A 14,358-nucleotide genomic window follows, 5' to 3' on the forward strand; every position below is an offset into this window, starting at 1 on the left:
TTCTCGTTTGTGTCGGGGGATGAAAAGCTGAAGGTAGCATCCTTGTCGATTCCCTCAATCTCATTCCCGTTCGATGACGCTTCGCATTCTTCTCATTGGCCTGGTCGCGCTGGGCGCCTTGCTCATCACCCCGGGATGCGATCCAGGCGAAAGAGCGGCGACGACAGCCGAGGTGGATGATCCCGGCTACAGGCGGGGCAAGGAACTGCTGCGTCAGGGGAGGAACCAGGAGGCGCTTGCGGCCTTTCTCAAGGTGATCGAAAAGCGCGGGGACGACGGCCCGGAATCCCACCTTGAGGCGGGATTGCTCTATCAGTTTCACATCAAGGATCCCATCTCGGCGATCTACCACTACAGGAAATACCGCGAGCTCAAGCCGAACTCGCCGCAGGCGGATCTCGTACGCCAGCGCATCGAGAGTGCAACGCGCGAGTTTGCGAGTACGCTCCCGGGAGATCCGCTGAACAATGCCGTAATCCCGCGGTATCAGGGGTTGGACCAGATTGAGCGGTATCAGCGCGAAAATGAGGCTTTGAAAGCGGAAGTCGCCACGTTGCGGGGTCAGCTGATGAACCGCCCGGCGCTGCCGCCGTTGACCCGGGATCAGGCTTTGGATTCGCCCGTGTCGCCCGTCACGCCAGCGGCTGCCACCCCCGCGGCGACTGTTGTCCTTGGGTCGGCGGCTGGGGCCTCTGAGTCAGGCACACAGCAGGGTTCCCGAGTTGCCTCCAGTTCGCAGGCTTCACCTTCACCCTCGGTGCCGACGCGTCCGTCTGAAACTTCCGCGGTGAGTCGAGGGCGCAGGCACGTGGTGGTCAAGGGCGACACGCTCTTCAATCTGGCACAGCGCTACTATGGCGATCGCTCGAAGTGGCGTGAGATTTACGCCGCGAACCGGCAGATCATGCGAAGTGAAAACGATCTTCGCGTCGGCATGGAAGTGACGATTCCCTGAGGCCGGTGGCCCGCTCAGCGTTGGTTGAGCCGGTCAAAATCCGCCGGCGTGTCGAGGTCGAATGCCAGTTCAGGCAGATTCACGGGAATAACGTGTCCGGCCGTTTGCGCGGTCGAGATGACATGACGGGCACCGGCATCGCCGCTGAGACTGGAGAGCGCCTCGAAATATGTGCGGCTGAAAAGCGCCGGTGAACCCAGGCGGCCCTGGTACTGCGCCGCAACAATGCGACCCTCCAGGGGAGACGGCGCCTTCTCCAGCAACTGGGCAACAGTTGAGCGTGTGAAGGCCGGCTGGTCACACAGGGCGACCACCGCGCCGTCGAGGCTGCGTGAAAACGACTGCAATGTCGCGATGCCAGCGCGCAGAGAGGAGGCCATGCCCTCGATCCATGCGGAATTTTCCGCGATCAACACGGGAAGGCGTGCGAGCTCGGCCCTGACCTCCGCTGCGGAGGAGCCCACAACGACAACGATGGGCCAGAGCGGTGAATCCATGGCTGCTGTGACCACGCGGACGATCATCGCCACGCCGTCGACGCGAAGCAGTTGCTTGGGCGTGCCCAGTCGGGTCGATGCCCCGGCCGCAAGTATGATGGCACCCATCTGTCTTGGCTCTCTCCGGCGCGGGGGAGTTTCACCAGTGCTCATTGGTGGATCGGAAGGGCGCGGTCGCGCAGCGGACGGGCGTCGCGTGCATTCCGGATCGCGAGGATTTCAGCGATGATCGCGACAGCGACCGCCTCCGGGGCGTCGCTGCCGAGGTCCAGTCCGACGGGGCCGTGCAGCCGGGCGCGTTGTGCCGAAGTAATCGGGCAGCCCTTGCTGGCAAGATCGCCCAGCAGGCGTTCCGCGCGTTTGCGCGGTCCGAGCAGACCGACGTAGAAGTAGGGCAGTGGCAGCACGGCTCCCAGCAGCGGCAGGTCATGGACGTAGTGGTGCGTCATGATCACCGCCGCTGAATCGCTGTCGGGCGCGAGCGTCTCGCTCGCGACGGCCGCCGGCATGACCGCCACCCGGTGCGCGAGCGGGAAGCGGGCCGCGGTGGCGAAGGCCGAGCGCGGATCCGCCACGGTGACCCGCCAGCCGAGCTGGCTGGCAAACTGCACCAGCGGCCGGGCATCGTCGCCCGCGCCGAGCACATGCAGCGCAACCGGTGACCGTATCGACTGATCGAATACATCGGCCAGCGGGGCGTCGCGGCCGTCCCCGGCCAGATGCGTTCCTTGTTCGGACAGCGCGCCGCCGCGGAACCGCACCCACAGGCGGGTGGTTTGCCGCCTTGCCTGGTTTTCGCGCAGGACGCCGACCCAGACCGGCGGGTGAGACAGGCGTTCGATGAAAATCTCGACGACCCCGTGGCACCCCAGCCCCACGCCCCAGAGCAGATCGTTCTCTTCGGTGGTGTCGTAGGTGACCACCACCGGTTTGCCGGTGGCCAGGACCGTGCGGGCATGTTGCAGCACATCCTCCTCCAGGCAGCCTCCGCTGATCGACCCCGTGCGGGCACCCTGCGCCGTCAGCAGCAGCCGGGCGCCCGGCCGCCGGTAGGATGAACCCCTGACCGTGACCAAGGTCGCCAGCGCCGCCGGATAGACGTCCGGCTGGCTGAGGCAATGGACGATTTCGGAGATCTCCGTCACGCCAGGATGTTTTTCGAGATGACGCCCCGCGTCGAGCGCAGGTTCATGTCCCTCTGATTGAACCCCGTGGGAGGGCCACAGGAGCCGGGATAGGGTCAGGTCATGTCGTTTGTATTTCCCGAGGGCGAACAAGGCTTGCGGGGAGGTGGCGTTGAGGCAGGATGCAGGCATGAGCAAGTCCGAGATTCTGGCCGAACTTCCCAAGCTGACTCCCGCGGAGCGGCAGGAAATCCGCCTGTAACTGGCCCGGCGCCTTCCCTATCGGGTCTTTTTCATCGTACAGGATGAATCGTGGTCGTGTTTGCCATCATCCATACGGCGAGACATGATCGCAATTGGCGGGAACGTCTGGGAAGCTGAGAGGCAATCCGCATTGCCGTAGCCATCCTCTTGACCGACGTTATCAATGATAGCAGGCATGCAACCATGCCGCAATTGATCGTCCGCAAGCTCGAGGCCACCGCGAGATCGATCTATTTAAATTACAACGTTCGCTCGGCCGTTTTCGTTTACGCTAAAATAGACAAAACTCTGGAATTTTTACAGGGATATCCTCGACACCTTGAGACCTGGAGGGCATGGAAAGGCACCCCTTTTTTACCCATGGCGGATTCCAATCACAGCCGGTGGTTCGCGGAAGAGATTCAACCGTACGAACCTTCTCTCCGGGCCTATCTGTCCAGGCGGTTTCCGACTGTTCGCGACCATGACGATCTTATCCAGGACACGTTTGTGCGCACATTGCGCGTCCGGGAGCGGGGGCGACTCGATCATATCAAGGCGTATTTGTTCGCAACGGTGCGCAATGCGGCAATCGATTGGCTGCGACGCCACCGACGTGAAACCCGCGACCTGACGGGGCTCTCGGATGACATGCATGTTCTCGATGAGAAACCGGGCGTTCGCGACGAGTTGGAGCGCAGGCAGGAGTTTGAAGCGGTGGTGGAAGCCGTCATGGCGTTGCCCGGCCGCTGCCGGGATGTCATGGTCCTCCGTTTTCTGGAAGGCTTCAAGACATGTGAAATTGCCGAAAGGCTGGAAATTTCGACTGAGACGGTGCGGGTGCAATTGTTCAAAGGCATCCGCACCTGCACGGCCAACCTGGGTCGCAGGGGTTTCCTCGAACACCGGGGTGTCGCCTGCGAATCGCCATGAACGAACCGACGCAATTCGAGGGGGACTTTCAAGAGGCGGTCGCTGACCGGGCGTTACTCTGGCTGATCGAGCGAGACGAAGGTTTCGCCGACGGCCGGGCGCGCGAGTTCGAGGCTTGGAAGAACGAGCACCCACGGCATGTGCAGGCTGTGCATGAAATGGAGGTGAAGTTCTCGGTGCTCGCCCGGCTGCCCGAGGCCCGGTCCAGGCTTGCGCATCTGGTTCCCCCTGCGCGGACGAATGCTGCGGCTCTCCTCTCCGTGTCGTCCCCGGCCAGACATGCTTTTTCTTTCTGGAAAACCGCCGGATTCGCCGCCCTCGCGGCGGGTGTGGTCATCATCGTGGCCGGTGGGTTGAAGTTTGGCGTCGGGCCTCCGGACTCCGGACGAACCTCGCTTGTTTCCGATGGGACAAATCGCACGGTAGACCTGCGCGACGGATCGATCGTCCACCTCAATGCCGCCTCCGAGGTCAGCGTTCATTTCGAGGACAAGGAGCGGCGTCTTGCGTTGGTTCGGGGCGAGGCTCACTTCGAGGTGGCGCACAATCCCGACCGGCCATTTGTCGTCGAGATCGAGAATGTGCGTGTGCGGGCGGTGGGAACGGCATTCTCGGTGGCGAAGGGGGATGGCAGCGTCAGGATCGTCGTGACCGAAGGAAAGGTTGCTGTCTCTGGGCCGGAGTCTGCCGCCGGCCTCCCGTCGGACGAGCGCCCCCTTGAGGCGGGACAGGCGCTGAACGTCGGAAAGGGGGAGGCTGTCTGGCAGGCACCTCTGGAAATCATAGACAAGGCAGCGATGCGCGACAAGGCAATGCGCAGGCGTTTGGTGGAGTTTACCCTGGCGGAGGCGGTCGACCGGATGGCCAAGAAGGGGGGACCGACGATCACGATTCTCGATTCAGAACTGGCGACCCGGCGCATTGGTGGCACGTTCGATACGTTGAAGCTGGAACCGCTGCTGCAACTTCTATCCAAACAGAACGATATTGTGATTGAACGGGATCCTGGAGGGGGCGCGACCTTGCGCCTCGCGCGATAAATGCGAAAAAATCAGTTGGGTGATAAACGATATCGGCGTTGCTGACGTTTCAGGAGTGTCGCAACCTTCCGGATGCGCGCGTTCTTTCGTCCAATTGCCGTCGCATTTGTCCTTTGGCTCGCCGTTTTGGATGTTTCCGGCGCGGCGGAGCTCGAGGCTCATCGTGAATATTCCCTGCCTGCTGGGGACGCCGTAACCATGCTCGTCCGCTTCTCGACCGAGTCGGGCATGGAATTGATGTTTTCTCCCGACGACCTCGCAGGCCGCAAAACCAAAGCAGTGCGGGGCCGTTACCCGGCCCTCCACGCGCTCCGGAGAATGCTGGCTGGAACAGGCGTCGAAATCGAACCGATGCCGGGGGGAATCGTACTTGTTCATCCTGGCGAAAGCGCCCGACCGGAAGGCAGCGATCCACTATCACCGCAACACCCTGACGCCCCTTCAAAAATGAAGACTCCATCGCTCGCTCGGCGGGTGGCCGCGGCTTTCGCCGCGCTCGCCTCAACTATGGCCCATTCCCAGACGTCCAGCCCCCAAGGAGGAGACGAGATCGTCGAACTTTCCCCCTTTGTCGTGCTGACCGATACGGATGTCGGTTGGGTCGCGACCGAGAGTCTTGCCGGCAGCCGGCTCCGTACGAACTTGAAGGATCTGCCGAACCAGATCGAGACACTCACGATGGACTTCATGCAGGATATGGGCGTGACGTCGATCGATCAGGCGCTGATCTACACCGCCAATACCGAAAACGCCAATGACTTCATGTCGGCCACGCCCGGCCAAGCCGTCGCGAGCCCAGGCACCGGCGGTCGCATTCGCGGCATCGGTGCCGGCACGCTTTCGCGAAACTTTTTTCAAGTACACAACCCGACCGACAACTTCAACCTCGAGCGCGCAACCGTTGCGAGCGGACCCAACGCCATTCTCTTCGGTCTCGGCAGTCCGGCCGGCATCCTCGATGTCACGCCGGCACGGGCGCAGACGCGGACCAGCAAGTACGGCTTTTCGCTCCAATACGACTCGGAGAACTCCCGGCGCGGCACCGTCGACGCCAACGTCGTTGTGCTGCGCGACAAGCTTGCCATTCGGTTGATGGGCACGTCGAAGCGCGAGTACACCTACAAGCTGCCCAATCTCGATCGCGACGAGCGGCTCTATGCTGCAATTACATACAAGCCGTTCAAGAACACCACGATCATCCTCCAGGGCGAGCGCGACCATCGAAACTGGAACCGCGCGGGCCGCATTGCGCCAAGCGAGAACATCACCCCATGGCTGTACGCGAACCAGATTGCCGGAAGCGGCTATACGACGGCCAAACCGGTTTACGACAACCGCAGCTTCACTGGGATCGGAAACAACCGCGTTTTTAACCAAGCTGGCGACACGGCCGTGGTGATCAACGGCGGAACGCCCGTTCCGCTGATGGGCTGGCGCAATTCGGTCGTAGTCCGGAGTCCGAGCACGCTGCCGGGAGTTGATCCAACGTTCGACGCCGGTGTCAGCCACTCCATCATGGATGCCAGCATCTTTCCCTTCGACGTGAACGTCGTCGGTGAAGCTCGCACCACACTGATGGGCGCCTACACCAAGACCGCCATCATCGAACAGAAACTGGCCCCGAACTGGTTTCTGGAGCTGGCCTACAATCGCGAGGACGCCTACGACCACCGACTCAACGCGGGAGGCCAGGCGGGCAGTAGCGAATTTGGGCTCGGAGTCGACGCCAACCAGTTCCTGCCCGGCACGACCACCCCGAACCCAAATTTCGGCAAGTACTACTTTCAGGGGGGCGCAAAGAATGACCTCGACTATTATGAACGCGACGACTGGCGGATCACCACCTCGTATGAGTTCGACGCCGCGCGGATACTGTCGGAGCGCTTTCCCTGGGGCAAGTGGCTCGGCAACCACCGGCTCTCGGCCCTCTACACGGGTGCAAAATCCAAGTACATGGGGCAACAGAACTTCGAGCGGAAGATCCTCGACGACCCTGTGATCTCCGGACTCACCCTTCGCCCGAAGACCCAACGGAACTGGGCGACGCACTCGACCCGCGTGCCTGTTTACCGGCACTATTACAATGATCCATACGATCCGACGCCGGCCTTCGGCTCAATGACAGGAGACTGGACGCTCACCGACACCAATGGCCGCATCTTCAACCTGCCCCTGTACGAAACCGGGTTGCTGGCAGCTGACGGAAAGCGGCTGGCTGCCGCGAGCGTGGCGCAGGGATCGCTGAACAAGACCAGCGCCATGATTTTCGCCTGGCAGGGCTATTTCCTTCCGGATCGTGAGAAACGCAACCGGCTCATCCTGACTTACGGCTATCGCAAGGACTCCGCGGATGCCGCCACCCTCGACAACGCCTCCCAGCTCCAGGACTTCTCGGGCTTGTATCCTGTCTTGTGGGACGCCAACTTCGCCGACTATAGTCAGTCGCAGTCGGGCATCAACCGCAACTACGGCGTGGTCGCCAGTCCCCTGCGCTGGTTTTCGGTGTTCTACAACCAGTCCGCGACCTTCGATCTGAACATCGGACGCTACGATCCCTTCGGCAACGACATCCCCGGTGCCAGCGGCGAAGGCAAGGACTACGGCATCCGCTTTGACCTGTGGGATGAACGTCTTACAATCCGGCTCAACCGTTACGAGAACACGATTGGCCCTCAGCGTGCCTCCAGTCAGATAAACGGTCTGCGCGACCAGTTCTACAACGTCGAGCAGCGTGTACTTCAGCTCGACCCGCAGATCGAGACCATCAACGTCGTTGATGGCAACATGCGCGGCTATCGCGTGGCCGGCCGGCCGAATTATTACATCATGTCGGACGCCGCGTCGAAAGGCTACGAACTCGAGATCAACTTCAACCCAGTGCGCAACTGGAACATCCGGCTCAACGGCGCCCGCGGCGAAGCCGTGGAGTCCGACATCGGGCAACCTTGGTTCGAATGGGAGGCTCAGCGACGTCCCGTCTGGGAATCCGTCGTAGCCAAGAATGGCGAGGTAGATGCGCAGGGCCGACCGGCAACCTGGCAGACCGCACCCTACAGTGCTTCGAATCCCACGGGCCAGACACTGGCCCAGTATTACCAGTCGCAGGTCGTGGGCCGGGCGCTTGCGTTCATGGCCGCCGCCGATGGTCGCGCCACGGACAGCGCTCGCGCAAGTCGCGCCAACCTGATCACCAACTACAGTTTCACCGGGAATTTTCTCCGCGGCTTCAACGTCGGTGGTGCCGCACGCTGGCGTGCCGAACCGACCATCGGCTACGGCATTACCACCGCCGCCGATGGCGCCGTGCTGCTCGACATCGGCCGGCCGTATCGCGGCAAGTCCGAACTATACTTTGACGCCGTGATGGGCTATCGCGGCAAACTCAAGGCCTTCGGTGGCTTCAACTACAAGCTGCAGCTCAACGTCCGCAATCTGCTCAACGAAGACGACGTCATCCCAGTCCAGGCGCTCACCACGGGCGAAATCGCGAAAGTTGCCACAGTCGAGCCCCGTGTCATTGTACTCAGCTTCAGTGTGAATCTCTGACAGGGGTAATCGTGCGCATTGGTCGCCATATCGGCTCTCTCGTTCGTTCTCTTCATCATGCGCTGGCTCTGACTGGGTGCGGCGCTTCTCTGGCTTTGTGTCCCGGCACAACCGCAGCCGCTGCGACGGACGGGAAACCGCCGAACATCCTCTTCGTTATTTTTGACGATTGGGGTGGCAGCACCCACACTGGGGCGGCGGGAAATGCACGGATCAAGACTCCCCATTTCGATCGGGTGGCCCATGAAGGCATTCTCTTCAAGAATGCCTTCACATCGAATCCGAAATGCAGTCCCAGCCGTGCAACGATTCTAACGGGGCGGAATACGTGGCAGTTGAAGGAGGCTGTTTCCCACAATGGAATGTTTCCGGCGGGCTTTGCGGTCTATCCGGATCTTCTGGAAAATGCGGGGTATTCGATTGGCCTGACGGGCAAGGGTTGGGGGCCTGGCGATTTCAAGAGTCTCACCGGATGGACACGCAATCCTGCGGGACCGGAGTTTGCCGATCGGAAACGAAATCCGGAGACCAAGGGCATCAACAAGAACGACTACAGCGCCAACTTTGAGGATTTCCTCCGCCAGCGGGCCCCCGGAAAACCCTTCTGCTTTTGGATGGGTTTCACCGAACCGCACCGTTCGTATGAGCGCGGCTCCGGACTTCGCTTGGGCAAGAAGCTCTCGGACGTCGTCGTTCCCGCGTATCTGCCGGACACCGAGACAGTCCGCTCTGACTTGTTGGACTACGCGATCGAGGTTGAATCGGGCGATGCCCAGCTGGGTCGAGCTTTGGCGCTGCTCGAAGCTGCCGGCGAACTGGAAAACACCGTGGTTGTGGTTACCTCGGATCATGGCATGCCCTTTCCCTTTGTGAAGGGACAGATTCATGAGGACGCCTTTCACATCCCTTTGGCCATTCGGTGGGGTGCGACAATCGCGCATGGCCGAGTCGTCGAGGACTTTGTCAATGTGCGCGATCTTGCACCGACCTACCTGGAGCTGGCAGGCCTGCCTCCCCATCCCCAGATGACGGGTCGCAGTCTCGTCAGAATCCTGCGATCGCCAAAATCGGGCTGGATCGAAGACCGCAACACGATGCTTGTGGGCATGGAGCGGCACAGCCTCGGTTTGCCGCGCGACTTGGGGTATCCTGTGCGGGCATTGCGCACCAAGGACTACCTCTACGTGCATAATTTCTTCCCCGACAGGTGGCCGGCGGGCACCCCCGAGGCTGATTTCGGCAACGTCGATCCCGGTCCGACAAAGGAGCTGATCAAGCAGCTCGGGGGCTACTACTATGAGCTTTCCTTTGGCAAACGCGCCCCCGACGAGCTATACCGTTTGAGCGACGACCCCGAAAACGTCCGAAATCTCGCGCATGACCTGGCTTTTGTGCCGGTGATGGAAGAACTCCGGACCCGTATGATGAAAATGCTGCGCGACGAAGAGGATCCCCGGGCGTTGGGACACGGGGATGTTTTCGATACGTATCGCTACGTGGGACCGCGGACAAAAGGTTATGAGACCTGGCTCGCAAAACAGCCGGGGTTGCCGGTCAAGTAGCGACCTGCCATTCACCGCGCCTCCACCGCTTCCTTCAACGGATACACGGCAAATGAATCATATTCGCATCGCACGGTACGGCCCATTTGTCGGAGTCCAATCCATCCCCGGTGATTCCATACGGGGCCGTGAGTCTTGCCGTCATCGTCGAATGCCACGGAAATGACGTCGTCCACCATCAGCCGAATCATGCCGCCACGCTTGTAGATCCGCACGGTCTGAAATGCGTCCGCCGGGCCTTTCGTGACATAGTCAGGTCCGGTTGCGACCAGGTTGAACCCGGCATTTTTACGCAGATTGGCAGTCCCTCGCGCACCCGCCCAATATGAAATGTGATAACCGTTGAGATCACTGCTGTGATATTGTTCGAACACGCCCGTGCGTGGCTTGAGTGCGGGATCAAATATGCCTTCGCCCCTGCGGCCACGGGTGTTGAAAAAGACGATGGTGAGTCCTTCCTTCCGATCTCTCGGTCGCAAAGCAAGCTCAAGGAGGAAGTCCGCGGGCATTTCCCGGTCGAGCCAGCAGACCAGATGGTTGTCCTTCTGCCCCGGCTCACTCTCCAGCACGAGCTTCCCGGATACGACACTCATCCGCCTGCCGCCTTCGAGCCTCCACTCTTTCAAGGCCGAGTCATCATCGAACGACGTCCGGTATGCAGGATGCATCCAATCGACATCGCTCGGAACAAAGCGCTGCCCGACGGAAGGATGAAAGGGCGGCTCCGGTGGCTTTGCCGCTCCTGCGATCGACGCCAGCATACCCAGCACCAAGGCTGTAAACCAACGACTCGTGACCATGCTCGATTGCGTCTTCCGTGATGACATGCCAGGCTCCAGCTTCCGGCTGTGCGAAAGCGCGACAAGACTTAACTGAGCCGTGACTGCCGGACGCGTTTGTCCATCGCGTGGACTTCCCTTCAACCTCACTCCAACCGTTGTATCCACTCCCATGCCGAAAGAAGCCATTCGCTGCGCTCGCCACCAGTTTTTGCCCAACCGTAGTGACTCCATGAGTCCCTCACTTGTCACAGGCGTTGCGCGCCGTGTCTCCCCGTTGCTCTTCCTCGGGCTGTTGGTAGCGGTCGTTGGCGTGACGTGCCGCGCTGCAAATGAACCTGCGTCGCCTGCCGCCGCCGGCGACGCGGACTACATGAAACTTGTCCAGACCTACGCCGATGCCATGATCGCGCACGGACGTGACACGTATGGCACGCAGCATTCCCCGCTGTTTGCGTCGGCGATGGACCGCAAGACCTTCAAACCCTTCGAGAAATCTCCTGGCGTGCTGGCGGAAATGCGCGATGGCGACCGCACTTTCAGCGGCGCCAACCCGATGCACGATCAGAATCTCTATCAGATTCTTTACACTCTGACCGGGTTGACCGGCCAGCCCAGGTACGCCCAAGCCGCCGACGAGGCGCTTAAATGGTTCTTCGAGCATTGTCAGAGCTCGCGCGGCCTCATGGCGTGGGGTGAGCACCAGGGTTGGAATTTCTACACAGAGTCCTCCACGGCCCCAAAGGGTCCCCACGAATTCTTTCGTCCCTGGGTGCTGTGGGGCCGCAGTTACCAGCTTGCCCCCGAGGCCTGCCGGAGATTTGCCACGGGGTTGTGGGAGCATCAGATCGCCGACCATGAAAAGGGTCTCTATTCACGACATGCCATGCCCATTTGGGAGACCGATCTCAAGATCAAGAGCAGCCATGCAGGCGCTGAATTCCCGCGGCATGGCGGTTTCTATATCGCCACCTGGGCCGAAGCCTATTTCCGGACGAAAGATCCCCAAATGCTAAAGGCGGTCAAAGTGGTGCTCGACGGCTTTCTGGCGCGGCGCAACCCGCAAAGCGGCGCCATTCCCTCAGGAAGCCGCGATAAGAACCTCAGTCTCTTGTGGCCTGAAAGCAATCTGTCGCTGGCCATCGACTTGTGCGATGCCGCGCCGAAGGTCACTCCCGACCTGGCCGGGGAGATGCTCGCAGCCGCGGCGCAGATCGACGAGATTTTCCTCAAGATGAAGCATGAGCCCGGACCGGGTGGCAAGGGGTTCATCAAGACAGCCGTGCCAGCGACGCTGGAGCCCGGGGACGAGCGGGCAGCCCCGGTCTTCGGCGCCGTGGGTCTGAGGCGGAAGAATTATACCGAGGTCTGGGCGACCGGCTACGGCGTGCATACGACCGCGAATTTCGCCCTCGCTTGCGAAATCCGTTACAACCAGACCAGGATCGATGGCTATAGGAAGCTGGTTATCGCCGCTGCTGATTTGTATCTCCAAGGCGAGCCTGACTTGGGGGACTCCATGGATGAGAGCAGCCACGAGACTCGCCCGACGCTCTATCCCGGCGCAATGGGGGATGTCATCGCCGTCGAGCTGGCTGGCCATCGCTTGACCGGCGATCAGAAGTATCTCGCCCGCGCCAATCACTATGCTCGCATGGCCGTGCGGATCTTCCTCCCGGACGACTCGCCGTTGCCCCGGGTCAGTTCACGTGCGGACTACTACGAGGCTCTCAGCCGTGGCGACTACTTGATGGCGCAGCTCCTGAACCTGTGGGCGGCTCAGAATCATCTCGAATCGAAAGTCAGGCTGATCTGGTGTGAACGTTGATCAAGCAATTCGCCGAGGCCAACGCCCCGCCGGATCACCCCTGCTCGGTCTCGGCGAAGCCGCATCCATGATTCATCAGGGGATGCTTTCCGCGCGGGTCGGCGGCAGATTGTCCACGAACTTCGCGTCGGTACGGCGCAACTCGGCGAGAGTCTTGGCACGCAGCGCCCGCAATCGGACGGATTGCTCTGGGCGAGCTGCGAGGTTTGTGTGCTCTTCAGGATCTGCCTCCAGGTCATAGAGCTCCTCCGTCTCTCCGGCCACAAAGGTGCGCACATACTTGAACTGACCGTCGCGCAAAAGCGCGTACCAAGGCACATTGCTCGCTGCGGTGAGTCTTTTGTCCGTCGGAATGACGTCCGTCTCGCTGCCATAACTGCGCGCGGTATTGGTCATGAGTGTCGGCCCCCATGGCGCCGTCTCCGGATTCTCGAGCAGTGGCCGCATGTCGCGGCCGTGGGTTTTCCATGGCAACCGCACATCGGCGACCCGGCAGAACAGTTCGATCAGGTCCGGCGCATTGACCGCCTGCCGGCAAACCCTGCCCTCCGGCACGTGGCCTGGCCAGGCCACGATCAACGGGGAGGCAACTGTGGCATCGTACGGTGCCACCTTCTGGTTGAAACCATGTTCGCCCAGGCCGAAACCTTGATCGGCGGTATAGACGACGAGCGTGTTCTCGAGCTGTCCCGATTCCCGCAGAGCCGCGAGCACCCGCCCCACACCCTCGTCGACCGCCGACATGCATTCATTCACCTGCTGGATCCAGGCATCGTAGGTCTTGCGGCCTTCGCCGGCGTCCTCGTCGTCTCCCCGGCCCTTTTTGGTCATGACGACCTGGCCGTTGGCGTTGCGTGCCCATGACCTGGTCTTTTTGAGATATGCAGGCTTGTCCGGCCAGGGTCCGATGATGTCCTCGGGCATCGGTGTGCTTTGGCCGGCAAATTTGTTCCGATGTCGCTCGGCGGGCGTAGTCGGCCCGTGCACCGCACCATAACACAACCACAAATACCATGGCTTTCCGGGCGTGCGGTCCCGGCCCTTGATATAGTCGACTGCCCAATTGGTGTAGTTGTCCGTCGAATACCCTGCCGTCATCCGGTCATGGCCATCGAACGTGAGCAGTTGGTTGGTGTAATAATTGCCGGCATTTTCCGGATGCGCCGGGCGGTTCCACACGATCTGGTGATCCCAGTCCCGGCCGAAGCCAGCGTCGGTCCCAGTGTGCCACTTGCCGATATGGGCGGTGTGATAGCCCTGTCGGCGAAACTCGGCCGGCACGAAGGGACATTGGGCCGGGTCGTATGTGCTTCCCGGATACATGCCGGCCATAGTCATGCTCATGATGCCGTGTTGCAGTCGTCCCGTGAGGATCGAGGCGCGGGAGGACATGCACCAGGCGCCCAGATAACTGCGTTCGAAACGGACACCGCGCGACGCCAGTGAGTCAATGTTCGGCGTGCGCACCCATGATGGCGCACCATCATAGCAGCTCACGGTCTTGTAGGACTGGTCATCCGCGTAGATGAAGAGGATGTTGGGTCGCGTTTCGGAGGCGCCGAGATGCATGGCGACCAGCATCAGACAGCCTGCAAACACATGCCGCAGGTGGAGGTTGAAAAAGGCTGGCATAAAAAATAGGGCGGACAACTCCCTCGTGTTCCATCGAGAGGGCTTCCAGCCCATACATGGCCGAGGGACAGTGCAAGTATGTCCAGCCATGATTCAGCGAAGTTCCAACAGACGTTCTACTCCGCTTTCATCGCTGGTGCATGAAACCGTGGCCGTGTTGGCTGTCATCCATGCTGCGGGACATGAACGCCATCGGCGGAAACGCCTGGGAGGCAACCT

11 protein-coding genes are annotated in these 14,358 nt (G+C 61.0%); 6 read left to right on the top strand and 5 right to left on the bottom strand.

Features of this window, described 5'->3' with window-relative positions:
- Positions 1 to 73: 73 nt before the first annotated feature.
- Positions 74 to 955: a LysM peptidoglycan-binding domain-containing protein gene (locus HS122_18250; protein ID MBE7540340.1), complete on the top strand. Its 882-nt coding sequence runs from the start codon at positions 74 to 76 to the stop codon at positions 953 to 955.
- A gap of 14 nt (positions 956 to 969) precedes the next feature.
- On the opposite strand, the gene HS122_18255 is transcribed toward HS122_18250, so the two are convergent.
- Together HS122_18255 and HS122_18260 are read right to left on the bottom strand one after the other, a co-directional pair.
- Entirely contained in the window at positions 970 to 1,605 is a 636-nt protein-coding gene (locus tag HS122_18255) for a nucleotidyltransferase family protein (protein MBE7540341.1), read from the bottom strand.
- The gene (locus HS122_18260; GenBank protein MBE7540342.1) at positions 1,602 to 2,768 is read right to left on the bottom strand and encodes an XdhC family protein; all 1,167 of its coding nucleotides are present in this window, start codon (positions 2,766 to 2,768) and stop codon (positions 1,602 to 1,604) included. The genes HS122_18255 and HS122_18260 overlap by 4 nt, the downstream gene beginning before the upstream one ends.
- A 219-nt stretch (positions 2,769 to 2,987) precedes the next feature.
- Here HS122_18260 and HS122_18265 point away from each other — a divergent pair, with 219 nt between their 5' ends.
- Both HS122_18265 and HS122_18270 read left to right on the top strand, forming a co-directional pair.
- On the top strand, positions 2,988 to 3,752 hold the full coding sequence (locus tag HS122_18265) for a sigma-70 family RNA polymerase sigma factor (protein ID MBE7540343.1): 765 nt from the start codon (positions 2,988 to 2,990) through the stop codon (positions 3,750 to 3,752).
- Positions 3,749 to 4,792, top strand: coding sequence for a FecR domain-containing protein (locus HS122_18270; GenBank protein ID MBE7540344.1), 1,044 nt, complete (start codon positions 3,749 to 3,751; stop codon positions 4,790 to 4,792). The genes HS122_18265 and HS122_18270 overlap by 4 nt, the downstream gene beginning before the upstream one ends.
- On the opposite strand, the gene HS122_18275 is transcribed toward HS122_18270, so the two are convergent.
- Positions 4,721 to 5,170, bottom strand: coding sequence for a hypothetical protein (locus HS122_18275; GenBank protein MBE7540345.1), 450 nt, complete (start codon positions 5,168 to 5,170; stop codon positions 4,721 to 4,723). The genes HS122_18270 and HS122_18275 overlap by 72 nt on opposite strands.
- A gap of 69 nt (positions 5,171 to 5,239) precedes the next feature.
- Between HS122_18275 and HS122_18280 the strand changes: the two genes are divergently transcribed.
- Together HS122_18280 and HS122_18285 are read left to right on the top strand one after the other, a co-directional pair.
- A complete protein-coding gene (locus HS122_18280) occupies positions 5,240 to 8,338 on the top strand; it encodes a TonB-dependent receptor (protein ID MBE7540346.1) in 3,099 nt (1,032 codons plus the stop codon).
- A gap of 68 nt (positions 8,339 to 8,406) precedes the next feature.
- Positions 8,407 to 9,900, top strand: coding sequence for a sulfatase (locus tag HS122_18285; protein ID MBE7540347.1), 1,494 nt, complete (start codon positions 8,407 to 8,409; stop codon positions 9,898 to 9,900).
- Between the two features lie 11 nt (positions 9,901 to 9,911).
- Here the strand turns inward: HS122_18285 and HS122_18290 are convergent, their stop codons facing one another.
- Complete coding sequence (locus HS122_18290) at positions 9,912 to 10,727, bottom strand: DUF1961 family protein (GenBank protein MBE7540348.1); 816 nt, start codon at positions 10,725 to 10,727, stop codon at positions 9,912 to 9,914.
- Positions 10,728 to 10,911: 184 nt separating this feature from the next.
- On the opposite strand from HS122_18290, the gene HS122_18295 reads away from it, so the two are divergent.
- The gene (locus tag HS122_18295; GenBank protein ID MBE7540349.1) at positions 10,912 to 12,507 is read left to right on the top strand and encodes a hypothetical protein; all 1,596 of its coding nucleotides are present in this window, start codon (positions 10,912 to 10,914) and stop codon (positions 12,505 to 12,507) included.
- Between the two features lie 75 nt (positions 12,508 to 12,582).
- On the opposite strand, the gene HS122_18300 is transcribed toward HS122_18295, so the two are convergent.
- Positions 12,583 to 14,139, bottom strand: coding sequence for a sulfatase-like hydrolase/transferase (locus tag HS122_18300; GenBank protein MBE7540350.1), 1,557 nt, complete (start codon positions 14,137 to 14,139; stop codon positions 12,583 to 12,585).
- Between the last annotated feature and the right edge of the window lie 219 nt (positions 14,140 to 14,358).

The sequence above is a fragment of the Opitutaceae bacterium genome (assembly GCA_015075305.1).
GTDB lineage: Bacteria > Verrucomicrobiota > Verrucomicrobiia > Opitutales > Opitutaceae > UBA6669.